Origin of the sequence: Streptomyces sp. NPDC085460, assembly GCF_044541975.1 — a bacterium.
Taxonomy (GTDB): Bacteria; Actinomycetota; Actinomycetes; order Streptomycetales; family Streptomycetaceae; genus Streptomyces.
The window spans coordinates 389,917-413,549 of sequence record NZ_JBITTO010000007.1; the positions used below are offsets into that span (position 1 = coordinate 389,917).

22 protein-coding genes are annotated in these 23,633 nt (G+C 74.4%); 10 read left to right on the forward strand and 12 right to left on the reverse strand.

Annotation, left to right across the window (positions count from 1 at the left end; translation table 11 throughout):
* Positions 1–5: 5 nt before the first annotated feature.
* The 3 genes from ACIGHB_RS20650 to ACIGHB_RS20660 form a co-directional block, all read right to left on the reverse strand.
* Positions 6–1,145, reverse strand: coding sequence for a terpene synthase family protein (locus ACIGHB_RS20650; RefSeq protein ID WP_360318640.1), 1,140 nt, complete (start codon positions 1,143–1,145; stop codon positions 6–8).
* 332 nt (positions 1,146–1,477) lie between these two features.
* Entirely contained in the window at positions 1,478–2,125 is a 648-nt protein-coding gene (locus tag ACIGHB_RS20655; protein WP_360318643.1) for an alpha-ketoglutarate-dependent dioxygenase AlkB, read from the reverse strand.
* 63 nt (positions 2,126–2,188) lie between these two features.
* Positions 2,189–3,121 (reverse strand): LLM class F420-dependent oxidoreductase, encoded by a 933-nt coding sequence (locus ACIGHB_RS20660; RefSeq protein WP_399914870.1) that lies wholly within the window; start codon positions 3,119–3,121, stop codon positions 2,189–2,191.
* A gap of 137 nt (positions 3,122–3,258) precedes the next feature.
* On the opposite strand from ACIGHB_RS20660, the gene ACIGHB_RS20665 reads away from it, so the two are divergent.
* A complete protein-coding gene (locus ACIGHB_RS20665) occupies positions 3,259–3,762 on the forward strand; it encodes an HD domain-containing protein (protein WP_399914872.1) in 504 nt (167 codons plus the stop codon).
* 296 nt (positions 3,763–4,058) lie between these two features.
* On the opposite strand, the gene ACIGHB_RS20670 is transcribed toward ACIGHB_RS20665, so the two are convergent.
* The 3 genes from ACIGHB_RS20670 to ACIGHB_RS20680 form a co-directional block, all read right to left on the reverse strand.
* Entirely contained in the window at positions 4,059–4,802 is a 744-nt protein-coding gene (locus ACIGHB_RS20670; protein WP_399914874.1) for a class I SAM-dependent methyltransferase, read from the reverse strand.
* 256 nt (positions 4,803–5,058) lie between these two features.
* Entirely contained in the window at positions 5,059–6,969 is a 1,911-nt protein-coding gene (locus tag ACIGHB_RS20675; RefSeq protein WP_399914876.1) for an NAD-binding lipoprotein, read from the reverse strand.
* Between the two features lie 126 nt (positions 6,970–7,095).
* Positions 7,096–7,866 (reverse strand): SDR family NAD(P)-dependent oxidoreductase, encoded by a 771-nt coding sequence (locus ACIGHB_RS20680; protein ID WP_399914878.1) that lies wholly within the window; start codon positions 7,864–7,866, stop codon positions 7,096–7,098.
* A 282-nt stretch (positions 7,867–8,148) separates the two neighbouring features.
* Here ACIGHB_RS20680 and ACIGHB_RS20685 point away from each other — a divergent pair, with 282 nt between their 5' ends.
* The 7 genes from ACIGHB_RS20685 (at position 8,149) to ACIGHB_RS20715 (ending at position 14,598) form a co-directional block, all read left to right on the forward strand.
* A complete protein-coding gene (locus tag ACIGHB_RS20685) occupies positions 8,149–9,696 on the forward strand; it encodes a sensor histidine kinase (RefSeq protein WP_399914880.1) in 1,548 nt (515 codons plus the stop codon).
* Complete coding sequence (locus ACIGHB_RS20690; protein ID WP_360322395.1) at positions 9,693–10,094, forward strand: roadblock/LC7 domain-containing protein; 402 nt, start codon at positions 9,693–9,695, stop codon at positions 10,092–10,094. The genes ACIGHB_RS20685 and ACIGHB_RS20690 overlap by 4 nt, the downstream gene beginning before the upstream one ends.
* Positions 10,091–10,450: a DUF742 domain-containing protein gene (locus ACIGHB_RS20695; protein WP_360322398.1), complete on the forward strand. Its 360-nt coding sequence runs from the start codon at positions 10,091–10,093 to the stop codon at positions 10,448–10,450. Before ACIGHB_RS20690 ends, ACIGHB_RS20695 begins: the two co-directional genes overlap by 4 nt.
* Positions 10,431–11,060: an ATP/GTP-binding protein gene (locus tag ACIGHB_RS20700; protein WP_360322401.1), complete on the forward strand. Its 630-nt coding sequence runs from the start codon at positions 10,431–10,433 to the stop codon at positions 11,058–11,060. Before ACIGHB_RS20695 ends, ACIGHB_RS20700 begins: the two co-directional genes overlap by 20 nt.
* Positions 11,057–12,286: a cytochrome P450 gene (locus ACIGHB_RS20705; protein ID WP_360322404.1), complete on the forward strand. Its 1,230-nt coding sequence runs from the start codon at positions 11,057–11,059 to the stop codon at positions 12,284–12,286. The genes ACIGHB_RS20700 and ACIGHB_RS20705 overlap by 4 nt, the downstream gene beginning before the upstream one ends.
* Positions 12,283–13,521 (forward strand): cytochrome P450, encoded by a 1,239-nt coding sequence (locus ACIGHB_RS20710; protein WP_399914883.1) that lies wholly within the window; start codon positions 12,283–12,285, stop codon positions 13,519–13,521. Before ACIGHB_RS20705 ends, ACIGHB_RS20710 begins: the two co-directional genes overlap by 4 nt.
* Positions 13,522–13,683: 162 nt before the next feature.
* Positions 13,684–14,598, forward strand: coding sequence for an adenosine kinase (locus ACIGHB_RS20715; protein ID WP_360322410.1), 915 nt, complete (start codon positions 13,684–13,686; stop codon positions 14,596–14,598).
* Here the strand turns inward: ACIGHB_RS20715 and ACIGHB_RS20720 are convergent.
* From ACIGHB_RS20720 to ACIGHB_RS20740, 5 genes are read right to left on the reverse strand one after another with little or no spacing between them, the layout of a single operon-like run.
* Positions 14,591–15,268: an adenosylcobinamide amidohydrolase gene (locus ACIGHB_RS20720; RefSeq protein ID WP_399915041.1), complete on the reverse strand. Its 678-nt coding sequence runs from the start codon at positions 15,266–15,268 to the stop codon at positions 14,591–14,593. The genes ACIGHB_RS20715 and ACIGHB_RS20720 overlap by 8 nt on opposite strands.
* A gap of 51 nt (positions 15,269–15,319) precedes the next feature.
* Positions 15,320–17,476 (reverse strand): iron ABC transporter permease, encoded by a 2,157-nt coding sequence (locus ACIGHB_RS20725; RefSeq protein WP_399915043.1) that lies wholly within the window; start codon positions 17,474–17,476, stop codon positions 15,320–15,322.
* Positions 17,404–18,399, reverse strand: coding sequence for an iron-siderophore ABC transporter substrate-binding protein (locus tag ACIGHB_RS20730; RefSeq protein WP_399914886.1), 996 nt, complete (start codon positions 18,397–18,399; stop codon positions 17,404–17,406). Before ACIGHB_RS20730 ends, ACIGHB_RS20725 begins: the two co-directional genes overlap by 73 nt.
* Complete coding sequence (locus tag ACIGHB_RS20735) at positions 18,396–19,268, reverse strand: ABC transporter ATP-binding protein (RefSeq protein WP_360316844.1); 873 nt, start codon at positions 19,266–19,268, stop codon at positions 18,396–18,398. Before ACIGHB_RS20735 ends, ACIGHB_RS20730 begins: the two co-directional genes overlap by 4 nt.
* Positions 19,269–19,283: 15 nt before the next feature.
* Positions 19,284–20,639, reverse strand: coding sequence for a threonine/serine exporter family protein (locus tag ACIGHB_RS20740; protein ID WP_399914888.1), 1,356 nt, complete (start codon positions 20,637–20,639; stop codon positions 19,284–19,286).
* A 232-nt stretch (positions 20,640–20,871) separates the two neighbouring features.
* On the opposite strand from ACIGHB_RS20740, the gene ACIGHB_RS20745 reads away from it, so the two are divergent.
* On the forward strand, positions 20,872–22,335 hold the full coding sequence (locus ACIGHB_RS20745; RefSeq protein WP_399914891.1) for an APC family permease: 1,464 nt from the start codon (positions 20,872–20,874) through the stop codon (positions 22,333–22,335).
* Positions 22,332–22,772, forward strand: coding sequence for a hypothetical protein (locus ACIGHB_RS20750; RefSeq protein ID WP_360316837.1), 441 nt, complete (start codon positions 22,332–22,334; stop codon positions 22,770–22,772). The genes ACIGHB_RS20745 and ACIGHB_RS20750 overlap by 4 nt, the downstream gene beginning before the upstream one ends.
* A 21-nt stretch (positions 22,773–22,793) precedes the next feature.
* On the opposite strand, the gene ACIGHB_RS20755 is transcribed toward ACIGHB_RS20750, so the two are convergent.
* Positions 22,794–23,615, reverse strand: a complete 822-nt coding sequence (locus ACIGHB_RS20755) for a polysaccharide deacetylase family protein (RefSeq protein WP_360316834.1) — start codon at positions 23,613–23,615, stop codon at positions 22,794–22,796.
* Positions 23,616–23,633: the final 18 nt, after the last annotated feature.

Below are 23,633 nucleotides of genomic sequence, written 5' to 3' on the forward strand. Positions count from 1 at the left end.
CCCGCTCATGGCTCGGCGTCGCAGCCGAGCCAGACGGCGGACGGGGGTGTCGGCGCGTGCCTGCCGGCACCCCTTCCGTACCACTCCTCCTGGGTGGCGGAGGAGGGGAGGCGCTGTTCCGGGAAGGCCGGTTCGGCGGGGACGTACCGGGGGGCGCCGGTGTACCAGGCGTGCAGTCCGGAGAGGAAGCTGCACGCGCCGTCCAGCCAGGTGTCCAGCTCGGTTCGCTCCTCGGGGCTGAGCCCGGCGCGGTGGGCGAGCAGCGGGACGTCCTCCTCGCGCAGCTGCTCGAAGTCGCGCATACGGGAGTTGACCAGGTGGACGGAGGCCGGCACCGCCTGGCGGAGGGGGATGCCGAGGGAGGTGCCGAGGACCACGACGAGGTTGTTGACGTCGTGTTCCTCGTGGACCTCCCGTTCGTAGGAGGCGATGTCGTTCGCGAGGCCCATCACGTCCATGAAGGCGGCGACGAGTCCGCGGACGGTGCGGCTGTGGCGGATCCGCTCGGGTATTCGGGCGCCGGTGGCGAGCTCGACGGAGTAGGGCGCGGTGTGGGCGGCGAAGCTGTCGCGCCGGAAGGGCGCGTAGTCGATGAGGTGGGGGACGCGGCCGGTGCGGCTGTTGGCGAGCTCCTCGACGCCCGCGTCGATGTAGCGGGCGAGGGCCCGGCAGAACTCCTGCCGCCAGTGGGCCAGCCGGGGCGGGAAGAGGTGCTGCAGGAGGTCGGCGATGCCGCGCTCGACGGCGTTGACGGGCTCGGGCAGGCGGGCGCCCTCCTCGGGGCGCAGGAAGGCGTGGAGCCTGGCGGTGAAGTCGTGGGCGCCCTGGAGGTCGCTGGTCCGCTTGAAGGCGTGCGCGAAGTAGTCGTCCCAGGCCAGGGCCCAGATGTTGAAGCGGTGGTTGAGCCGGAGGGCGGCGGGGCCGGCGTCGGGCAGCGTCCAGGCGGTGAGCAGGTCCACCGTCATGGCCCGGAACTGGGTCTGGGTCCAGATCGGGCGGCGGTCGGGCCGTCCGTCGCCGGCGTCGAGCATGCCCATCTCGCGTGCCCACGTCTCGCTCTCCGTCCGTAGCCCCGGCAGATGCGGATTGACCTTGAGTGGATGAGGCATCCACAGCTCGGGGATTTCGACGGCATGCAGGGGCATGGTCGCTCCACCTCCTTCAGTCCTCGGAATCCGTTGTATGTTGCCGCTGTCACTGACGGCCGACAATTCCCGCCACGCGACGCTGCAAACCTGCCCGCCCTTCCGGGACCACAACCCCCGGACCGGACGGGTCCGGATGCCGGGAACCCTCGCGCCTTGCTGGGCAGTTGTGTCCTCCCGAAGCGCCGGGCCCGCCCGTACCGGGCCGGCGGGCGGTCCGGACGACCATGGCCGGTTCCGGCTGAGAACAGAAGCCGCCACCCGGCGCGTTCGGGTTCACGCGCTCCCGGGGGCGCGCGGTTCCCGACAGCCGGGAGTGATCACGGACCGGTTCAGCGGACGCCGCGCGGGCGGAACTGGACGCTGATGCGGGGGCCGACCGCGCGGCTCGTCTTGGGCACGGCGTGGTCCCAGGTGCGCTGGCAGGAGCCGCCCATCACGACCAGGTCGCCATGGCCGAGCGGGAGGCGGAGCGCGACCGGGCCTCCGCCGCGCGGGCGGAGGACGAGGTCGCGGGGGTCGCCCAGGGAGAGGATCGCGACCAGGGTGTCGCGGGTGGAGGAGCGGCCGGTCCGGTCGCCGTGCCAGGCGACGCTGTCGCGCCCGTCGCGGTAGAGGCAGAGCCCCGCGGTGGCGAACCCCTCCCGGAGCTCCGCCGCGTAGTGCGCGCCGAGGGCGGTGCGGGCCTCGGCGAGGGCCGGGTGCGGGAGGGCTTCGCCCTCGCGGTAGTGCGCGAGGAGGCGGGGGACGGCGACCACGTCGTCGTACATCCGGCGCTCCTCGGCGCGCCACTCCACCCCGTGGGCCAGTTCCTGGAAGAGGGTGTCCGCGCCGTGGAACCAGCCCGGGAGGTGGTCGACCCAGGCGCCGTGGGCCAGCGGGATCCTCCGGAGGCCGTCCAGGGGCCCGGGGCGGGGGTCGTCGCCCTGGTCGAAGAGGGATCCCTGGAGGCCGGGGAGGTCCGGTGGTGCCGCGGTCATGGATCCAGCATACCCACGGAACCGAACAGGTGCTCGAATAACGGTGGCGGGGCGCCGCTCCCGTCAGCCCTGCCCGCCGGAGAGCTCGCCGAGGAGCTTCCAGGTCCTGCGGCGGGCCTCCTCGCCGCCGAGGTCGGTCGCCGTGAAGACCACCTCGGTGGCGCCGGCGTCCCGGTACCGGCGTACCTCGGCGGCGACGGTCTCCTCGTCGCCGAGGACCGCCAGACCGGCGGCGCCGTCGGCGCCCGACAGTTCGATGACGCGCTGGTAGGAGGGGACGCGTTCGTAGAGGGCGAGGGCTTCGGCGGCCCGCCCGCGCAGACCGTCGGGGTCGTCCGTGACCACTCCGGGCACGAGGGCCACGATCCGGGGCGCGGGGCGGCCCGCCGCGCTCGCCGCGGCGGTCACGGCGGGGACGATGTGCTCGGCGAGGGCGCGGGGGCCCGCGAGGAAGGGCAGGATGCCGTCGGCGAGCTCGCCGCTGACCCGCAGCGCCTGCGGGCCCATCGCGGCGGCCAGGACGGGCACCGGCGGTCGGGCGCCGGGGACGGCCGCCGGGTAGGGCGTCGTCGCGGTCAGCAGCTCGCCGTGGAAGTCGGCCTCGCCGGTGTGGAGGAGCGGACGCAGGGCGGTGAGGAACTCCCGCAGCAGTCCGATGGGCCGCTGGTACGGGAGCCCGAAGGCGGTCTCGGTGAGGTGGCGGGTGCCGAGGGCGAGGCCGAGGTGGTACCGGCCCCCGGTGGCGGCCTGCGCGGTCTGTGCCTGACCGGAGACGAGCAGCGGATGGCGGCCGAAGACGGGCAGGGCGGCCGTCCCCACGTGCAGGCCCGGCACCTCGCGGCCGACGAGCGCGGCCAGCGTGGGCGAGTCGTACGCGAAGGACTGGCCGAACCACGCGGAGCGCAGTCCGGCGTCCCTGGCCTCGCGCGCGAGGCGCACGGTGTCGTCGAGGGGGAGCTGTCGGTGGGTCGAGCCGAGTACGATGCCGAGGGTCATGCAGGGGCCAACAGGCAAGCGTCTCGGGGGAATTCCTCCGTGGTGTGAACAGCGTGTGACGGCACGGGCGCGTGCGTTCTCGCACACGGCGCGGGATACGGATGCCGGCGAGGCGCGGATGCCGGGATGATGAGGGCATGATGACCCTCGCCGAAGTGGACGCACTGGCCGACCGGGCTCACGCCGGTCAGGTCGACAAGACCGGTGTCCCGTACGTGGAGCACGTACGGGCCGTCGCCGCCGGCCTGGCGCCGTTCGGCACCGAACTGGCCATGGCGGGACTCCTCCACGACATCGTCGAGGACACGGCGTGGACGGCCGAGGAGCTGCGGGCCGCCGGGGTCCCCGACCGGGTGGTCCGGATCGTCGAGGCCGTCACCAACGACCCGGAGGGCTCGTACGAGGCGAAGATCCGGCAGGTGGCGCGGGACCCCGACGCGACCCTGGTGAAGATCGCCGACAACGCGCACAACAGCCGGGCCGACCGGGCGGCGGCGCTCCCGCCGGAGCAGCGGGAACGCCTCGCCGCCAAGTACCGTGCGGCGAGGCGGGTGTTGTGGCCGGCAGCCGATCCCGCCCACGTGGCGACGATCCTGCGGACCGTCAACCCGGACCTGCTGCCGGAACTGCCGGGGGCGTGAGGCGGGACCCGAGGCGGGACCGAGCCGGGGCCCGAGGCAGGACGCGAGACGCGGCCCGAGGCGGGACCCGAGGCAGGACCGAGCCGGGGCCCGAGGCAGGACCCGAGGGTGGGACCCGAGGCAGGACGCGAGGGCGGAACCCGAGCCGCGGCCCGGCCGGGCCGGGGCCCGAGGCAGGACCCGAGGGCGGGACCCGAGGCGGGGCCGGGCCCTCGCTGTCGCGTCGGGCCGGGTACCGGGCCCGGGGGCGCGCGGTCGGCGGCGGGCCGGTGCGTGCCCCCGGGGGCTTCGCGGGGTCAGGCGCGGCAGCGCAGGAGCACCAGCGGCGGGTGGGCGAGGAGGTCGGCCCAGTACGCCTCGCCGTAGGTGCGCAGCCCCTCCTGGGAGACGTGCAGCGGGACCCACTCCACGTCGCGGAAGCCCGCGCCGGTCAGGGCCTCCTCGTAGACCTCGCGACGCACGACGGAGCCGAGGATGCTGATGGGCTCGGGGTCGAGGAGCGCGGTGACGCGGACCCGCCGCCCCAGCTCGTTCTCCTCGCCGGTCGGCTCGCAGCGGAAGCCGTACGTCTCCAGGGAGGCGCAGTCGAAGGCGTAGTCGGGCTTCTGGGCGAAGACGTAGAACATGCCGCCGGGCTTCAGGCTGCGGTGGATGTGGGCGCACATCCGGTCCAGCTCCTCCCTGGAGCCGGCGTAGTTGAGACACTGCACGCCGAGCGCGAGGTCGAACGGCGCCTCGACCGGCTTCAGTTCGGCGACGTCCTCGACCTCGTACCGCACGCCCAGCGGGTCGCGGGCCTCGATGCCTCGGGCGGCGGCGATCATCTCGGAGGAGATGTCGACGCCGAACACGTCGGCGGCTCCCCGGCGCTTGAGCTCCCGGCTGTAGAAGCCGGTGCCGCAGGCGAGGTCGAGCACCGTCTTCCCGGTGACGTCGCCGACCAGTTCCAGGACGCTGGGCACCTCTCCGTAGCGGATGATCGGCAGCGCCTTGAAACCCTCGAACGCCTCGCCGATCCCGTCGTACTGCTGCACCGTCATGTGCTGCCCCTCGTGATGTGCCGGGTGATGGTCCGTCAAGTGGTGTGTGGGCGCGCCGGATCCGCGGACGGGCGGGTCCGCCGGGTCCGCTCGGCGCGGCCGTGGCACCGAGTCTGCGCCGCCTCCGCTCGACCGCCGTACTGTCGGATGACACGAGAAACCGCAGGGGCGACACTCGTATCCCCCAAGAAGAGCCGCTGATCAGGGGCCTGACCCCGAGAGGGTGGTGCGGCGGGCGCGAGCGCGGCCGTCGACGTCAGCGGACATCGTTCTCGTTTCCGGCAAGGCCCCGGGTGGGTTCCCGGGGGCTCCCGGGGGCCGGTCCGACGACGATGAGGACGTCTCCCGTCCTCCAGCAACGCGCCTCGGACTTGGGCGGGTTGAGGCGGGGACGCGTGGAGCCGCGGGGACGGTAGCCGATGGCGGCGGCGCCCTGGTGGGCGGCGGCGGTGACGAGGGTCCCGAAGGACGCCTCCGTGCCGGGCGGGACGAAGTCGGTGGCGGGGCGGAGGCGGACGCCGTCGCCGGTGGCGGCGAAGAGCGCGTCGAAGGCCGCCGCGAGGTGGACGTCCTGCGCGATCTGGGCGATCAGGAGGGCGGCGAGCCGGCCGGTGGGCAGGAGCTCGGTGCGGGGTCCGGCGGGGGCGAGCCCGCGGTTGCGGGCGTCGGTGATCTCGGCCACGGCCGGCACGGTCCGGCCCGACTCCCGTGCTCGCGCCCGGAGGTGGAGCAGGGCGACGAGCGCCGGACCGTCGGGGTCGGGGTGCCCTTCGCCGTCCGGGCCGGCGAGGACCACCACGTGGTCGTACTCCTCCGGTGCCGCCGGGAGCCCGGCCCCGTCGTCCCGCACCGCGGCGACGCCGCCCCGCGCCAGGCCCTCCAGGAGGCGGTCGCCCCGGCGGTTCCAGCCCAGGACGAGGGCCCGGCGGAGCGCGGGGGCCGCCCGGGGCCGGACGGGGCGCGGAGCCGGGACGGGTGCCGGAGCCGCGGGGAGGACGGTGGCCCGGTGGTCCTCGGCCAGGACGACCAGGCCGTCGCCGGGGGCCAGGACGGTCCGCGGGGACGGGTTGAGGTGCGGGGTGCCGTCCGCGCGGACGATCCCGACGGCGCAGGAGTCCGGGCAGGCGGCGGCGAGTTCGCCGTAGCGGCGGCCGGGGAGGCCGGGCGGGCGGAGGACGTGGAGCTCCGCGCCCGCGAAGTCGAGCAGATCCTCCAGGACGAGCGCGAGCCCCGGCTCCAGGACGCACTGGACGAGCAGCCGGGCGGCGAGGTCGTCGACGTCCAGGACGACCGCGCCGGGTCCGGCGGCGAGGCGGGCGGTGGCGAGGTGGGCACCGTCCCGGACCGCCGCCACGACCCGGACCTGGCCCCCCTCCCCCACCACCGCCCGCAGCGCCAGGAGCGCCCTGGTCACCTCGGCGTCGGCGCCGGGGGCGTCCGGCGGCAGGACGACCACGGCTCCGGCGGCGGCCGGGGTGACCCGGGCCAGCGCGCCGGGGTCGGTGGGGCGGCCCCGGCGGCACAGCAGGCGCACCCGGGTGCGCGGCGGCAGCGCGTCCCGTAACCCTCGCTCCATCTCGGCCTTGTCGCGGTCGGCCAGGACCACCACGGCGCCGCGGCCCCGCTGGGCATGGGCGGCGAGGAGTTCCGCGACGACCGTGGGGGTCTGCTCGGACCAGCCGAGGACCAGGGTGTGGCCGCGCTCGACCACGGTCGTCTGACCGCGTTCCAGCTCGGCGAGCCGGTCGGTGAGCGCGGTGGTGACGATGCCGACGAGGAAGGAGACGTACAGCAGGGACACGAGGGCCAGGAAGACCGACAGGACCATCCGCAGCGGAGGGCCCACCTCGCCGCCCAGCCGGAGGGTCTGGCCGACGGTCCGCCAGACCGTGGCGGCCTTGCCCTGGAGGGTGTCCGGCGCCTTGCTGTCGGTCCAGACGAGGAGGGCGCTGACGGGGGCCACCAGGCCCAGGCAGGCCAGGGCCAGCCAGCCGACGAGGGCGGTCACCCCGCGCACCACGGTCCGGTCGACCCAGTAGCGGACCCGGGGTTTCAGGCCCGGCCCCGGCGCCGGTTGTCGCACCGGCCGGACGGCCGGTCCCGCGGCGGGCCGGGGACGCCATGGCGTCCGCTGGGAGGGGACCGTGGACTCGCGCTCCTTACGCACGTCAGCAGGGTGGCGGCGCCTCCGGTGCGAAACGCCGCCGACCGCCGCTGTTCATCCTTTCGGGCAAGCGCGCGGGGGGCAGGCGTTCGATGGACGCGCGCCGGGGCGCGCCGGTCCCCGTTCCGGTCAGCTCCGCAGGTAGGAGGCCCCGTTGAGGTCCAGGATCGTGCCGGAGGCCCATTCGGCGGCCGGGGAGGCGAGCCAGAGGACGGCCGCCGCGATCTCGTCGGCGTCCGCCACCCGGCCGAAGGGGCTCTGCGCGCGGATCGCCTCGCCCTCCGGCCCTTCCAGGCGGGGTGCGACCCGCTCGGTGGCGAAGAAACCGGGGGCGACCGAGGCGACGCCGATGCCGTACGGGGCCAGGGAGACCGCGAGGGACTGGCCCAGCGCGTGGACGGCGGCCTTGGTGGCGCCGTAGGCGGGGTGGTCGGGCTCGCCCCGGAAGGCGCCCCGGGAGCCGATGTTGACGAGGCGTCCGCCCGTGCCCCTGTCGATCATCCCGCGGGCCACGAGGTGGCTCAGGTTGGCGGTGGCGAGCAGGTTCACGGCGACGTGCCGCTGCCAGAGCGCCGCCCACTCCTCGTACGGGGTCTCCGCCAGGGGGTGCGGGAGGTTCACGGCGGCGTTGTTGACCAGGACGTCGATCCCGCCGGCCAGGCCCTCGACCGCCGCTCCGACGACCTCGGCCGCCCCGGCGGGGTCCGCGAGGTCGCCGCCGACCAGGACGTGTCCGGTCCCTTCGAGGGAGGCGAGGGTGGCGCGGGCGTCCTCGGCGCGCGTGCCGTGGTGGACGGCGACGCGGTCGCCGTTGGCGGCGAAGGCGCGGGCGACCGCCCGGCCGAGTCCTCGCGAGGCGCCGCTGACGAGGACGCGCCTGCCGGTGTCGGGCAGCTTCACGGGGGGCCTTCCGGTCGGGGACCGGTACGCGCCGCCGCGGGGCCCGTACCGTACGGACCGTCATTCTGCCTCTCCGGTACGGGCGATGGGCGCGCCGCCCCCTCCGCTGCTGGGCGCGCCGCCCCTCCGCTCACGCCGTAGCGGAATTCGCGCCACCTTTTGGAAGGTTTTGTGTCACTCCGGATACTGATCCGGTCAGGGAGAGTTCCGGACCGATCAAGAACGGCTCTATAGTGCGGTCGTTCCGATCCTCCCTGTGCCTGCCTCTCGAGAGTCCGGTTGATGTCGGCGTCGCCCACCCCGTTCCGTCCTGCCCTGATCTCCGCCGTGCTGACCGCCGCCGCGGGCGGTGCGCTCACCGCCGCCGCGACGAGCGCCGCGCCGGCCGAAGTCCGCTCCTCCCTGGCCTGGTTCGCGGTCTGCGGCGTGCTGCTCCTCGCGGCGGCCGCCTTCGCCGTCACCTGGTACGCGCGCACCGCCCGCGGGCTCGCCCGGCGGGCCGAGCGGCTGACCGCCCAGGTCGCCTCCCAGGACACCTACGCCACCCAGCGCCAGGCCGCCGCCGAGCGCGAGGCGGCCGCCCTGAAGGAGCGTCACGAGGCCCAGGCCGCCGCCGAGGCGGCCGCCCACGCGGCCCGCGCGGACGAGCTCGTGCGCGCCCAGCGGGCCGAGGCCGAGCGCCTCGCCGCCGGTCACGCGGCGGCCGTCGCCGGCCTCGAACAGCGGCTGCGCCGCGCCGAGTCCGCCCGCTCCGCCGCCCTCGCCGCCGCCGCCAACGCGGCCGGCCGCATGCAGGCGCTCGCCACGAGCATGATGGCCGACCTGCGCGAGATGGAGCACCGGCACGCCGACGAGGACGTCCTCGCCGACCTCCTCCACCTCGACCACCGCACCGCCCAGGCCGGCCGGCTCGCCGACTCCGTCGCCGTGCTCACCGGCGCCCGCTCCGGCCGCCGCTGGGCCCGGCCGATCGTCATGGAGTCGATCCTGCGCGGCGCCATGGGCCGCATCGCCGGCTACCAGCGGGTCCGGCTGCACTCCCAGTGCGAGGCGGCCGTCGCCGGGCACGCCGCCGAGGGCGTCATGCACGCGCTCGCCGAACTCCTCGACAACGCCGCCAACTTCTCCCCGCCCAGCGCGGAGGTCCACGTCTACGTGGAGGAGGTCCCGGCCGGCGTCGTCGTCACCGTCGAGGACAGCGGCCTGACCATGAGCGACGTCCAGCTCCGGCGCGCCGAGGCGGCCGTCGACGCGGGGACCCAGGACCTGGCCGGCCTCTCCGGCACCCGCCTCGGCCTCCACGTGGTCGGCCGGCTGGCCCGCAAGCACAACCTCTCGGTCTCCTTCCGGCCCTCCGCGCGCGGCGGCACCGGTGTCGTCCTGATGATCCCGCAGGAGATCGTCACCCGGGGCACCGAGACGGCCGCCCCCGCCGCCGCGCCGGCCGCCGCACCGCTCCCCGTGCCCGGCCCCCGTACCTCCCCCGACTCCGTCCCCGCCGCCGAGCCGGAGGCCACGCACACGGCCGCGGACGACACCCCGGCCGCGGAAACCGGGCCCGGGACCCTGCTGCCGCGCCGCCGGCGCGGCCGGACCCTGGCCGCGCACGAGGAGAGCGGCAAGGCCCCGGCCGACCCCGCCCGTCCGGCGGCGCCCCGCACCGGGGCGTCGGCCCGCGCCCGCTTCGGTGGCTTCCAGAGCGGCCTGCGCGGCACCGAGGGCAAGCCCGGCGCGACCGGCGCCGCCGACCCCGACGCCTCCGCCCCCGGCACGGCGGAACCGACCACGCCGTCCTCGAACCACCCCCATTCGGAAGGCAATCCGCGATGACCGGCACGACCACCGACGACAAGCTCAGCTGGCTCCTGGAGGGCCTGCTGGAACGCACCCCGGGCACCCGGCACGCCCTGGTGCTCTCCCGGGACGGCCTCAAGCTCTGCCGCACCTCCCGGCTCTCCGTCGACCAGGCCGACCAGCTCGCCGCCATCGCCGCCGGCATCCAGAGCCTGTCGCACGGCGCCTCCATGGAGTTCGGCGACGGCACCGGCGGGGTCCGCTCGGCGATGGCCGAGTTCTACGGCGGCATCCTCTTCATCGTCGAGGCCGGGGAAGGCGCCCACCTGGCGCTCGTCGCCGACGAGGACGCCGACGCCGGGCTCGTCGGGCACAACATGACCGAGCTGGTCGAGCAGCTGGGCGAGCACCTCGTCGCGAGGCCGCGGGGATGAAGGGCCGCGCCAGGCCGGGCCGCGACGACTCCCCCGACCGTCTCTACACCCTGACCGGCGGCCGGAGCAGCTCCGGGTCCACCGCCTTCGACGTGGTCACGCTCATCGTCGCCGAGTGCGACCCGGCCCCCGGCATGCAGTCCGAGCACGCCGCCATCCTGCGCATGTGCCGCTTCCCCACCGCCGTGGTGGAGGTGGCCGCCGGGCTCGGACTGCCCGTGTCGATCACCCGCATCCTCCTGGCCGACCTGCACGACACCGGCCGGATCAGCGCGCGGCACCCGCGCCCCTCTTCGTACCGCCTACCCGATCACGACATCCTGGAGCAGGTGCTCGTTGGACTCCGCAATCTCTGAGCCGCACCAGACCCTGAGCAGCACCGCCGACAACGGACTGAAGATCGTCGTCGTCGGCGGCTTCGGAGTCGGCAAGACCACCCTGGTCCGCTCGGTCAGCGAGATCCGTCCGCTGAACACCGAGGAGACCATGTCGCAGGCGGGCGAGGGCATCGACGACACGGGCGGGGTGGCCGCCAAGACGGCCACCACCGTCGCCTTCGACTTCGGCCGGATCTCGCTCGACGCGCGCAACGTGCTGTACCTGTTCGGCGCGCCCGGCCAGGAGCGGTTCTGGTTCCTCTGGGACCGGCTCTTCTCCGGGACGCTCGGCGCGGTCGTCCTCGTCGACACCCGCCGGATCGCGGACTCCTGGTACGCGGTGGACCGGCTGGAACACCACGGCACCCCGTTCGTCGTCGCCTGCAACGACTTCGGCGGGCCCGCGCACAGCGCCGCCGAGATCCGTGAGGCCCTCGACCTCCCGGACGAGGTCCCGCTGGTCTTCTGCGACGCCCGGTCCCGGGAGTCCAGCAAGCAGGTCCTCATCTCGCTCGTCGAGCACCTGAAGAACGTCGTCGCCGCCGACCCGGAACACGGTTCGCGGCCCGTACCGGAGCCCGCCCCGTGAACCCTGCCGAGACCGCGCCCGTCCCGCTGAGCGGCCCCCGCTTCCACACCGACCCCGTCGAGCTGTACCGGCGGATCCGGCGGGACCACGGGGCCGTCGCCCCGGTCGTCCTCGACGGCGACGTGCCCGCCTGGCTCGTCCTCGGCTACCGCGAGCTGCACCAGGTCACCAGCGACCCGGTGCTGTTCTCCCGCGACTCCGAGCTGTGGAACCAGTGGGACGCCATCCCCGCCGACTGGCCGCTGCTGCCCATGATCGGCCGCAAGCAGCCGTCGATCCTCTACACGGTCGGCGAGCGCCACCGCGAGCGCGCCGGGGTGATCTCCGCCGCCCTGGAGTCCGTCGACCCCTTCGAACTGCGGCGGCGCGCCGAGCGGTTCGCCGACGAGCTGATCGACGGGCTGTGCGGCAAGGGCGCGTGCGACATCATCGCCGAGTACGCCATGCTGCTGCCGGTCCGGGTGCTCGCCAGCATCTACGGTTTCTCCGACGAGGAGGGGCCCGCGCTGGTCACGGCGATGAACGACATGATCAACGGCGGTCCGGGCGCCCTCGCGGGCCAGCAGCACCTGGCCGCCTCGATGGGGGCGCTGCTCGCCGCCAAGGTGGCGGAGCCCGGCGACGACGTCGCCTCGCGGATGCTCGGCAACACCGCCGGGTTCACCGTCGAGGAGGTCGCCCAGGACCTCATGGTGATGATGGCCGCCGGGCACCAGCCCACCGCCGACTGGATCGGCAACTCGCTGCGCCTGATGCTCACCGACGACCGCTTCGCGGCCTCGCTGTCCGGCGGCCGGCACAGCGTCGGCGAGGCCATGAACGAGGTCCTGTGGGAGGACACCCCCACCCAGAACGTCGCCGGCCGCTGGGCCTCGCGCGACACCCACCTCGGCGGGCGCCGGATCGAGCGCGGCGACCTGGTCCTGCTCGGCCTCGCCGCCGCCAACGCCGACCCGCACGTCCGGGCCGACGCCGCCGCGCTCACCGGCGGCAACAACGCCCACCTCTCCTTCGGCCACGGCGAGCACCGCTGTCCGTTCCCCGCGCAGGAGGTCGCCGAGACCATCGCCAGGACCGGCATCGAGGTCCTGCTCGACCGTCTGCCGGACGTCGACCTCGCCGTCGCCGAACCCGCCCTGACACGTCGCCCCTCCCCCTGGCTGCGCGGCCTCACCGCGCTGCCGGTGACGTACACCCCGACCCCCGCCCTTGGAGGGACCGCATGACCTGCCCCATCGACCACACCGCGGGCGCCGGACCGGTCGTCCTCGACCCGTTCGTGGCGGACCTCGACGGCGAGAGCGCACGGCTGCGCGAGGCGGGCCCGCTGGCCCGCGTGGTGCTCCCGGGCGGCGTGCCCTGCTACGCGGTCACCCGCCACGCCGAGGCCCGGGCGCTCCTCACCGACTCCCGGCTCGTGAAGGACATCGAGCGGTGGGGGGCCTGGCAGCGCGGCGAGATACCGCTCGACTGGCCGCTGATCGGCCTCGCCAACCCCGGGAAGTCGATGCTGACGGTGGACGGCGAGGAGCACCGGCGGCTGCGGACCCTGGTCGCGCAGGCGCTCACCGCGCGCCGGGTGGAGCGGCTGCGGGCCGGTATCGAGGAGCTGACGAACGGGCTGCTCGACGCGCTCGCGGCGCGGCCTGCGGGCGAGACGGTGGACCTGAAGGCCGAGTTCGCCTATCCGCTGCCGATGAACGTCGTCGGCGAGCTGATGGGCGTGGACGCCGCCGACCACCCGCGGATGAAGGCGCTGTTCGACAAGTTCTTCTCGACGCAGACGCCGCCGGAGGAGGTGCCGCAGATGATGGCGGACCTCGGCGCGCTCTTCGCCGGGATCGTGGCGGGGAAGAAGGAGTCGCCCGGCGACGACCTCACCAGCGCGCTGATCGAGGCGTCCGAGGACGGCGACCGGCTCACCACCGAGGAGATCACCAACACGCTCCAGCTGATGGTGGCGGCCGGTCACGAGACGACGATCAGTCTCATCGTGAACGCCGTGGTCGCCCTGGAGACCCACCCGGAGCAGCGGGCGCTGGTGCTCAAGGGCGAGGTGCCCTGGGAGAACGTGATCGAGGAGACGCTGCGCTGGGCGACGCCCACCTCGCACGTGCTGATCCGGTTCGCGAGCGAGGACATCCCGGTCGGCGACCGGGTCCTGCCCGAGGGCGAGGCGCTGATCGTGTCGCACGGCGCGATCGGCCGGGACGAGGTGCAGCACGGGCCGACGGCGGGCGACTTCGACGTCACCCGCGCCCCGATCAGGCACATCTCCTTCGGCCACGGTCCGCACGTCTGCCCGGGTGCGGCGCTCTCCCGCCTCGAGGCGTCGGTGGCGCTGCCGGCGCTGTACGCGCGCTTCCCCGAGCTGCGGCTCGCGGTGCCGCGCGAGGAGCTGCGGAACAAGCCGGTCGTCACCCAGAACGACCTCTTCGACCTGCCGGTGGTGCTCGGCTGAGCGCCGGACCCGCCTGCCGCGGTGGCCCGTTCCCCTCGGGGAGCGGGCCACCGCCGTCTCCGCGCCCGCCCCGCCCCGCCCCGCCCGCAAGTTTGCGCAAGATCTTGCGGAGTCGGTGGCGGGGCTGGTTGACTCGCCGGGGTTCCGACGAGTGGAGTGGTGATGAGCGGCAGCGCGTACGACGTCCTCGTCCTGGGAGGGGCGGGCGTCGACACGATCGTGTACGTCCCCGAGCTCCCGCTGCCGTACGCCGACAGCTACATGATCCGCCCCGGCATCGAGACCCGGGCGGGCCAGACCGGTGACTTCGTGGCGCTCGGCGTCAGCGCGCTGGGACTGCGCACCCACCACGTGGACATGATCGGCGACGACCCGTCAGGCGACCTGGTCCGCGCCTTCCACCGCGACCGCGGCATCGCCTTCACCGAGGTCCCGCTCCCCGGCGGCACCAAACGGGCCGTCAACCTCGTCGCTCCCGACGGCCGGCGGCTCTCGCTCTACGACGACAGCCGCTCCCGGGAGTCGGACCGGCTGCCGGAGGGCCTGGTCCGCGAGCTCGCCGCGGTCTCCCGGCACGCGCACGTCTCGATCACGTACCCCTGCGCGTTCGCCCTGCCGCCGCTCCACGAGGCCGGGCTCACCGTCTCGACGGACCTGCACGACTGGGACGGGGAGAACCCGTACCACGAGCCGTTCGCGTACGGCTCCGACGTCGTGTTCGTCTCGGCGGCGGCGCTGCCCGACCCGGTGGCGACGATGCGCCGCGTGCTGGAGCGGGGCCGGGCGGAGGTGGTCGTCGTCACGGCCGGCGCGGCGGGTTCGTCCCTTCTGACCCGGGCGGGCGGCGAGCCGCTGCGCGTGCCCGCGGTCGCGCCGCGCGGCCCGGTGGTGGACTCCAACGGCGCGGGGGACGCCTACGCCGCCGGCTTCCTCTACGGCCGGCTCACGGGCGAGCCGCCGGAGCGGTGCGCCCTGTACGGGGCGGTGGCCGGCGCCTTCGCCTGTACGGTGCCCGCGACCGGCGGCGCGGCCGTGGACCGGGAGACGCTGCTCGCCGAGGTGGCCGCGCTCAGCTGACGCCGGGCCCGGGCAGCGCGGCGCCGACCGCCGCGTGGACGGCGCGCGCCAGGCGGGCGCCCCAGAGGGAGCGGGGGCCCGCGAAGGGCTCGGCGGGGCCGCCGGGCCGCGGCTCGGGGGCGAGGACGCAGACCGCGTCGGTGGGCGTGCCCGAGCAGTCGTGGCCGGCGTCGAGGAGGGCCTGGACCTTGGCCTCGGTGGCGGTCGCCACGGCGTTGACGAGGGCGGCGTCGGTGAGCGGCGCGGGCACGAAGGCGACGATGTTGATGGTGCCGGGGGCCTGGGGTCCGGGGACGCCGGGCCCGGGGGCCGCCGCCCAGCCGCGTACCTCGATCCCCGCGGTGGCCACCGCGTCGACGCCGCCGTCGGAGGCGGCGCCGGGCCGGCTGACCTCGGCGGCGGTCATCAGGCCGACGCCGGGGCCGTGGAGGCCGGCCCGCCGGGCGAGGTCGGCGAGGTGGGCGTCGGGGTCGGTGCGGGTGTAGCCGTGGGCGACCTGGACGTTCAGCACCCAGGACCGGGGCCCGATCCCGCCGCCGAGGACCGCGCTGCTGACGGCCCGCCAGCCGGGCCCGGGGCGCCACAGGAGCGCGCCGAGCCGCTGCCCGTCCTCGTCCCGTTCGAGCGGCTCCGGGGCCGTGCTCCGGGTCGGTGCCGCCCCTGTGGTCACGGTCACGTGTTCCTCGCTCTCCCCGTACGTCCCGGAGATCCTACGGGCCGGTCAGCGGCGGCTGCGGACCAGGAGGTACAGGAAGTACGGGGTGCCGATGATGGCCGTCATCGTGCCGGCGCCGAGCTGGGCGGGGGCGATGACGGTACGGCCCACGGTGTCGGCGGCGCAGACGAGGACGGCGCCGAGGAGCACGGCGACCGGGATCACCCGGTGGTGGCGGCGGCCCACGAGGGCGCGGGCGGCGTGCGGGGCGACGAGGCCGACGAAGCCGATGGTGCCGGCGGCGGCGACGGCGGTGGCGCTGAGCACCACGCTCAGGACGAGGAAGCCGAGCCGGCCGGGGCCGAGCGGCAGGCCGAGGAGGCGGGGGGTGTCCTCGTCGAGGGAGACCAGGTCGAGCTCGGCGCGGCGGGCGAACGCGAGGACGAGGCCCACGACGACGGCGACGGCCAGCGGTAGGACGTCGGGCAGGGTCCGGCCGTAGGTGGAGCCGGAGAGCCAGGTGAGGGCCTTGGTCGCGTTGAAGGGGTCGGTGAGGATGATCAGCAGGGCGACGACGGCGGCGGTGGCGGTGTGCACGGCGAAGCCGACGAGGACGAGCCGGGTCTGCTTGAACCCGCCGCGGGCGGCGAAGCCGAAGACGACGAGGGCGGCGCCCGCGGCGCCGGCGAACGCGGCGCCCGCCACGCCCCAGGACCCGGCCATCGGCACGGTGGTGACGAGCAGGACGGCGCCGAGGGCGGCGCCGCCGGAGACGCCCATGATGCCGGGTTCGGCGAGCGGGTTGCGGGTGACGGCCTGGACGAGGGTGCCGGCGAGGGCGAGGGCGGCGCCCGCGAAGAGCGCGGCGAGGACCCGGGGCACGCGGGTGTCGAGGACGAAGGAGACGGCCTGGCCGGCCTGGCCTGCCGCCCAGTTGGCGACGTCGCCGAGGAGGAGCTTGGCGTCGCCGAGGAGGACGCCGCCGATCATGACGCCGGCCAGCGCGGCGACGAGGACGGCGGTGGTGGCGAGGAAGGCGGCGCGGCTGCGGATGCGGAGCCGCTCGACGGCGACGTCGCCGGGGTCCCGGAGCCGGGCGGCCATGACGATGACGAAGACGGCGCCGACGAGGCTGGTGACGACTCCGGTCGGGACCAGAACGGCGGTGTCGGCGGGGACGAGGGTGCGCAGCAGGACGTCCGCGCCGAGGACGAGGGCGGCGCCCGCGAGTCCGGCGGCGGGGACGAAGACCCGGCTGCGGGCGTAGCCGCGGAACCGGCGGGCGAGCGGCCGCATGAGGGCCGGGGCGCAGAGGCCGACGAAGCCGACGGGCCCGGCGAGGGTGACGGCGGCGGTGGCGAGCAGCGCGGCGAGCACGACGGCGATGACGCGGGTGGAGCGGACCGGCACGCCGAGCCCGCGGGCGGCCTCGTCGCCGAGGGCGAGGGCGTCGACGCGGCGGGCGAGGAGGAGCAGTCCGACGAGTCCGACGACGGCGATCGGCAGCATCTGGAGGATGCCGTCGAAGCCGTTCTGGGCGATGCTGCCCTGGTTCCAGTGGTAGACGCCCTCGGTCTGCTGCGGGAAGAGCAGCAGCAGGCCCTCGGTGAGGGCGGTGAGGCCCAGGGTCAGGGCGCTGCCGGCGAGGACCAGCCGGACGGTGCCGGAGCCGAGGCCGGAGAGGCCGAGGACGACGGCGGCGGCGATGAGTCCGCCGGCGAAGGCGATGCCGGAGGAGGCGAGGAAGGGCAGCGAGACGCCGGTGGCGGCGGCGAGGCCGAGCGCGAAGTAGGAGCCGGCGTTGACGGCGAGGGTGTCGGGTGCGGCGAGGACGTTGCGGCTGACGGCCTGGAGGGCCGCGCCGGCCATGCCGAGGGCGGCGCCGACGAGGAGTCCGGCGACCATGCGGGGCAGCCGGGAGGCGACGACGACGGAGGCGTCGCCGGGGTCGGCGTCGCCGGTGATCGCCTTGACGATCTCGGCCGCGCCGACGGAGGCGGTGCCCTGGGTGATGTCGACGAGCGCGAGGCAGGTGACGAGGAGGACCAGTGCGGCCGTCACCGCTGCCGCGCCCGTGCGGGTGGCTGCGGCCTGTGGACGGGCGGCGGGGGTGGTCGCGGTGACGGCCATGGTGCTGGGTTCCTCGTGTCCTACTTCTTGGTGAGCGCGCTGACGACGGAGTCGACGTACTGGTTCATCGACTCGGTGCCGCCGAACATCCAGATGCCGTCGGGGAGGCGGTGCACGTTGCCCTTCTTGACGAAGGACAGGGAGGTCCACACCTTGTCCTTGGCGAGGACGCCGGAGAAGGGGGTGGCGCTCGGGTCGCCGTCGTTGCCGATGTAGGCGAAGTGGACGTCGTCGCCGAGCTTGGTGAGGCCCTCGACGTCGGTGGCGCCGAGGCCGTAGGCCGGGTCGCCCTTGACGGTCCAGGCGTTCTTCAGGCCGAGCTTCTCGTTGACGGCGCCGATGAGCGAACCGCCGGTGAAGGGGCGGATGGAGACCTGGTTGGAGACGAGGTAGCCGTCGGCGAAGGCGTAGTCGGCGCCCGCGAGGCCGGCGGCGGCGAGGGCCTTCTTGCCCTCATCCAGCTTGGTCTCGAAGCTCTTCTTGAGCTCGTCGGCCTTGGCCGTGGTGCCGGTGGCCTTGGCGATGAGGTCGAGGTTCTTCGTCATCTGGCCGATGGGGTTGGCGCCGTCGGCGGCCTTGACCTCAAGCACCGGGGCGACGGCGCGCAGCTGCTTGACGGCAGCCGGCGGCAGGTCGGAGGTGGCGAGGATGAGGTCGGGCTTGAGGGCCGCGATGGTGTCCATGCTGGGCTCGCCGCGGGTGCCGACGTCCTTGGGGTCGTTCTTCAGCGGGACGGCGGTGTTCCAGGTCTTGTAGCCCTTGACGTCGGAGACGCCGACGGGGTCGACGCCGAGCGAGATGAGCTGCTCGACGACGTTCCACTCGGTGCCGACGACCTTGGTGGCCGGGCCGTCGAGCTTGACCTCGGTGCCGGTGTCGTCGGTGAGGGTGATCGGCTCGGACTTCTTGTCGGCCTTGGCGTCGGCGGCGGGCTCGGTGGTGCCACACGCCGTGAGAGTGGTCAGGGCGAGGGCCGCCGTGGTGAGGGCCGCGGCGGTGAGGAGGTGCTTTCTCATGGGGTGGGGCTGAGCCTTTCGGATCGCGCGGAGGTCCGCGTGTGGTGCCGGCCGATGGCGCGGGTGCGGAGCCGGCCGGTGAGGGTGTCGGTGTCGACCTCGATGCGGATGCCGTACGTCTCCGTGAGGCGGGGTCCGGTGAGGACCTCCTCGGGGAGGCCGTCGGCGACGACGCGTCCCGCGTGGAGCAGGACGATGCGGTCGGCGACGGCGGCGGCCTGGTCGAGGTCGTGGAGGACGGCGCCGACGGCGATGCCGTGGTGGTCCGCCAGGTCGCGCATGAGGTCGAGGAGTTCTACCTGGTAGCGCAGGTCGAGGTAGGTGGTGGGCTCGTCGAGGAGGAGGACGCCGGTCTCCTGCGCGAGGCAGCCGGCGAGCCAGACCCGCTGGAGCTGCCCGCCGGAGAGGTGTTCGGCGCCCCGGTCGGCGAGTTCGTCCACGCCGGTGAGGGCGAGCGCCCGCTCCACCGCGGCGGGGCCGTCCGGGTCGGACTTCCCCCAGCGGCCGCGGTAGGGGTAGCGGCCGAACTCGACGAGGTCGCGGACGGTGAGTCCGCCCGGGGTGGGCCGACCCTGGGTCAGGAGGGCCACCTTGCGGGCGAACTCACGGGGGCTCAGGGCGAGCCCGTCGGTGTCGCCGTCGAGGACGAGTTCGGCGCGGCGGGGCCGCTGGAGGCGTGCGACCGTGCGCAGCAGCGTCGACTTGCCGCTGCCGTTCGGTCCCACGAGGACGGTCACCTGGCCGGGCCGCAGGGTCAGGGAGGCGTCATGGACGACGTCGACTCCGTCATAGGCGACGGTGACGGCGGTGGCCGACAGCTCGTGACCGCGCGGGCGGGGGACCGTGGAGGTCTCTTCACCTGCTTGCACGGCGCTTAGGTTAGCCTAAGCTGAATTTGGCTGACCAGGGGGTTCCCTTCTTCGGCTCCGATCCGTTACGAGACCGGCGCCGAGAACGAGTCCCATCGCGATCGCGGTGACGACGAGGACGAGCTCCAGGAGGTCGGTGAACCCGTCCACCACGTGCCCGCCGGCCAGCGTGGTCAACCCCCTCATGCCGAGCGAACCGACCGTCAGCGTGAAGAAGCCGGGCAGGATCAGGATCAGCCGGGGCGGCCGCGCCGGGCCCCGGGACAGCAGCGTCGCCGCCAGCGCCAGCACCACCGCCGCCACGAAGGTGCCGCCGGTCTCCCCGATCAGGACGGTGGCCCCGGACTGCACCGCGACGGTCAGGTAGACGAGCGCGAGGAGCACCGGGAGGAAGCGGAGCGGGATCGCGAAGGCCGGCACGGCGCCGGCGGTGAAGACCGTCCACGAGGCGAAGAGCACCCAGCGGGGCAGGTCGGCCTCCGCCGCCGTGTCGAAGAGGGCGTGGGTGGAGGTGCCGGTCACGTACACCCCGAGCAGGACGCCGACGCACAGCTGGACGAGCAGGAAGACCGCGTACACCAGCCGGATCGCGCCGGTCGTCACGAGTCCCGCGCCGAGTTCGGCGGCGGCCGCGCTCAGCAGGTCGCCGGGGACGAAGAAGAACAGCGCGGGCAGCATGAGCAGCACCGGCCCGCCGTGCGCCGGATCGCCCGCGAACAGCGCGAGCGTGACGACCGACACCAGGACCGAGGCGACCAGCGGCAGGACCCGGGCCATCCGCGGGATCCGGTCGGACGCCACCGCGAGACCTCCGGCGAGCGCCGCGAGGACGGCGGTGGTGCCGACCTCGTACCAGGTGGGCTGCATCAGCGGCGCGAAGCCCAGCGCGAAGAGCACGATGCCGAACATTTTCAGCCACCCCGGGTACGGCGGCGGCGCCGTCTCGATCCGCGCCAGCCGGGCGCTCGCCTCGGCCGGCCCGCACCGCCCGGCGCGCACGTCGGCGAGGAGCGGCTTCAGCGCCGCGATCCGGTCCAGCCGGGCCACGTCGGGCGCGGCGTGCGCGATGACGGTGCGCGCCGTCCCGTCCGGGCCGGTGACGGTCAGGGTGGCGGTGTCCATGACGAGCATCACCGAGACCTCGGCGCCCCACGCCCGCCCGGCCGCCTCGACCTCACGCGCGATCAGCTCGGCGCCCTCGCCCGATGTCCGCAGCATCAGCACGGTGAGCCGGGCCAGCAGTCCGGCGACCCCGTCCGGCTCCCCGCGGCCCTCGCCGGCGGCGCCGTCCGCACCGGGCGCACCGGGCGCACCGGCCGTACCGGTCGCGTCGCCCGTGGGCTCCCGCGAGTCCCCCGCTGTTCGCGCCACGGCCGCCTCCACGGGATCACGGTGACGAAGGATCGAAAACTCGGGAACACGGAAACACGGAAACACGGTGACGAAGGATCAGCATCCCCCACCCCGCCGCACCCGGCATCCGCCGCCGGTCCCCCTGGCCCCGGCCGGCATCCCCGTCACCCGGACGGCCCTCCCGGACGGCGCGCGCGCCCCTCGTCGCCGAGCCTGGTGCGGATCTCGTCGATTCCCCAGGGAGGGTCCCATGGCCTCGATGGACGCCGCGGCCGATCTGCCGAGCCCCCGCGCCGAAACTCGGTCGGCCGCACCGCCCACCCTCACCTGGGTGACGCTGGCGCTCATGACCACCGCGTCGGTCGCCAGCCTGCGCGCCGCGCCGACGATGGCGGTCTACGGACTCGCCTGTGTCTTCCTGTACCTGGTGCCCGCCGTCGTCTTCCTGCTGCCGACCGCCCTGGTCTCCGCCGAACTCGCCTCGGGCTGGTCCGGAGGCGTCTACCGCTGGGTGGCCGAGGGGCTCTCGAAACCGCTCGGCTTCCTCGCCGTGTGGTGCCAGTTCGCCATGACGATCTTCTACTACCCCAGCCTGCTGGCCTTCGTGGCGTCGACGATCGCCTTCGTCATCGATCCCGCGCTCGCCTCGAACGGCGTCTACACCGCGATCGTCATCATGGTCCTGTACTGGACCGGGGTCTGGGTCTCCTCGCGCGGCACGAAGGCCCTCGCCGGGCTGTCCAGCTGGGGTCTGATCATCGGCACCCTGGTGCCCGGCACGGTCCTCGTCGTGCTGGGCATGGTCTTCCTCGGCCAGGGCAACCCCTCGGCGGCGCCGATGGACGGCAGCCATCTGCTCCCCCAGTGGACCGGACTGGCGAGCCTGGTGCTGATCGTGAACAACTTCCTGTCGTACTCGGGCATGGAGATGAACGCCGTGCACGTCTCCTCGCTGAAGAACCCGGCGAAGGAGTACCCGAGGTCGATGTTCCTGGCGATGGGCCTGGTGCTGCTGATCTTCATCCTGCCGGCCCTGGCCATCAGCTGGGTCGTCCCCGCCGACCAGCTCAGCCTCACCGCCGGCGTGATGCAGGCGTTCGACGCCTTCTTCTCGTACTTCGACGTGGGCTGGATGACCCCGATCGCCGCCGTCATGCTGATCTCCGCCTCCCTCGGCGGCATGCTGACCTGGCTGGCCGGCCCGTCGAAGGGCCTCCTGGAGATCTCCCGGAGCGAGGGCTACCTGCCGCCCTTCCTCCAGAAGCTCAACAAGTTCGGCATCCAGCAGAACATCCTCGTCACCCAGGGCGTCGTCACCTCGGTCATCGCCCTCGGCTACGCCCTGATCCCGAACGTCTCCAGCGTGTACTGGATCTTCTCGACCATCACCACGCAGGTCTACCTCATCGTCTACCTGCTGATGTTCGTCGCGGCCATGCGGCTGCGGAAGCTCAAGCCCGACCACCCGCGCGGCTACCGGGCGCCCGCCCTCGGCCTGATCTGCTCGGTCGGCCTGCTGGCCTCGATCGCGGCCCTGCTCATCGGCTTCGTCCCGCCCTCGCAGTTCGGCAGCGGCAGCGTCTGGTCGTACATCCTCATCGTCGGCAGCGGCCTGCTGATCCTCGGACTGCTCATCCCCTGGGCCTTCCTGAAGCTGCGCAAGCCCGGCTGGCGCACCGCCGAGGCCGCCCCGATCGAGGGAGACGCCGCATGAGCCCGACCCGCTTCGCCTCCGAGCACAAGGTCGTCTACTGGGGCGCCATCGTGATCCTGGTCGGCCTGCTCGTCACCGGCCTCGTCCGGTACAGCGGCTTCAAACGGAGCACCGAGGCCACGAACAAGGCCGGACAGCTCAGCGAGGAACTGGTGAAGGCCGGCTACCCGGCGCCCGACCTGGAGACCGCCGAGCGGCTCCTCGGCACCGACGGCGGCCAGGTCTGCGAGGACCCCGCCAACGCCCTGAAGAAGGCGCTGTACCGGCTCCATCAGCTGTCGAACGGCGCGACCGGTCCCGGCAGCCGCCCGGTCATCGCCGACTCCAAGGCCGTCGACGCCGAGCGGATCGTGCTCCAGGTCTACTGCCCCGACCAGCTGGACGCGTTCGACGAGGCCGTCGGGGACCTCAAGACCGACGACACCGTCAGGCGCTGACGGACCGTGCGGCCCCGGGCCTCAGGGGGTGTCCGGGGCGGTGCGGACCGGGAAGCTGAAGGTGCGCCCCTGCTCCTTCAGCCACGGCAGCACCTCCCGCAGCGCCGCCACGCTCTGCGAGCGGTCGCCGCCGCCGTCGTGGAAGAGGATGGTCGGCCCGTTCGGCAGCTCGTTCTTGACGGTCGCGACGATGGCGGCGGCGCCGGGCCGCTCGAAGTCCTTGGTGTCCACGTTCCACCCGAGCGGCCGCATCCCGGCGGCCGCGGCTATCTTCCGGCTGTCCGGCGTGAACGCGCCGCCCGGAGCGCGGTAGTACTGCACCTCCACCCCGCCGGCGGCCTCCTCGATCATCTTCCGCGCGTCGAGGATCTGCCGCTTCTGGTACGCGACGGGCTTGCGGTCCATCGCCGTGTCGTGGGTCATGGTGTGGTCGCACAGCCGGTGCCCCTCGGCCACCACCCGCTTCACCAGCTCCGGGTACCGCTGCGCCTGCGGACCGATCATGCAGAACACGGCCTTGACGTCGTGCTGCTTCAGGATGTCCAGCATCTGCGGCGTCCAGCGCGGGTCCGGGCCGTCGTCGATGGTGATGTTGACGGCCCGTCCGCCCGCCTCCGCCGCGTGCGCGATCCCGACCGGCACCCGCGTCGTCGGCTTCGCGGGCCGGTCCGGCTGCTCGGCCCGCTGCGCCGGCACCCCCGGCCGGGCCGCCGCCCCGGTCGCCGGCGTACCGGCCTCGTCCTCCCCGCCCACCAGCGCCGTCGCCCCCCAGGCGGCCAGACTGATGCCGACCGCCGACGCCAACACGGCCACGTGCGCGGTGTACTTGCCCATCCGGCGCATGCGCCCTCCGATCCTCGC

Excerpts from the sequence above, each read along its gene's own strand:
- ACIGHB_RS20755 (WP_360316834.1), bottom strand. The coding sequence starts at position 23,615 with ATGCGCCGGATGGGCAAGTACACCGCGCACGTGGCCGTGTTGGCGTCG.
- ACIGHB_RS20750 (WP_360316837.1), top strand. The coding sequence starts at position 22,332 with ATGAGCCCGACCCGCTTCGCCTCCGAGCACAAGGTCGTCTACTGGGGC.
- ACIGHB_RS20685 (WP_399914880.1), top strand. The coding sequence starts at position 8,149 with ATGTCGGCGTCGCCCACCCCGTTCCGTCCTGCCCTGATCTCCGCCGTG.
- ACIGHB_RS20690 (WP_360322395.1), top strand. The coding sequence starts at position 9,693 with ATGACCGGCACGACCACCGACGACAAGCTCAGCTGGCTCCTGGAGGGC.
- ACIGHB_RS20710 (WP_399914883.1), top strand. The coding sequence starts at position 12,283 with ATGACCTGCCCCATCGACCACACCGCGGGCGCCGGACCGGTCGTCCTC.
- ACIGHB_RS20665 (WP_399914872.1), top strand. The coding sequence starts at position 3,259 with ATGATGACCCTCGCCGAAGTGGACGCACTGGCCGACCGGGCTCACGCC.
- ACIGHB_RS20660 (WP_399914870.1), bottom strand. The coding sequence starts at position 3,121 with ATGACCCTCGGCATCGTACTCGGCTCGACCCACCGACAGCTCCCCCTC.
- ACIGHB_RS20745 (WP_399914891.1), top strand. The coding sequence starts at position 20,872 with ATGGCCTCGATGGACGCCGCGGCCGATCTGCCGAGCCCCCGCGCCGAA.
- ACIGHB_RS20715 (WP_360322410.1), top strand. The coding sequence starts at position 13,684 with ATGAGCGGCAGCGCGTACGACGTCCTCGTCCTGGGAGGGGCGGGCGTC.
- ACIGHB_RS20670 (WP_399914874.1), bottom strand. The coding sequence starts at position 4,802 with ATGACGGTGCAGCAGTACGACGGGATCGGCGAGGCGTTCGAGGGTTTC.
- ACIGHB_RS20650 (WP_360318640.1), bottom strand. The coding sequence starts at position 1,145 with ATGCCCCTGCATGCCGTCGAAATCCCCGAGCTGTGGATGCCTCATCCA.
- ACIGHB_RS20730 (WP_399914886.1), bottom strand. The coding sequence starts at position 18,399 with ATGAGAAAGCACCTCCTCACCGCCGCGGCCCTCACCACGGCGGCCCTC.
- ACIGHB_RS20695 (WP_360322398.1), top strand. The coding sequence starts at position 10,091 with ATGAAGGGCCGCGCCAGGCCGGGCCGCGACGACTCCCCCGACCGTCTC.
- ACIGHB_RS20655 (WP_360318643.1), bottom strand. The coding sequence starts at position 2,125 with ATGACCGCGGCACCACCGGACCTCCCCGGCCTCCAGGGATCCCTCTTC.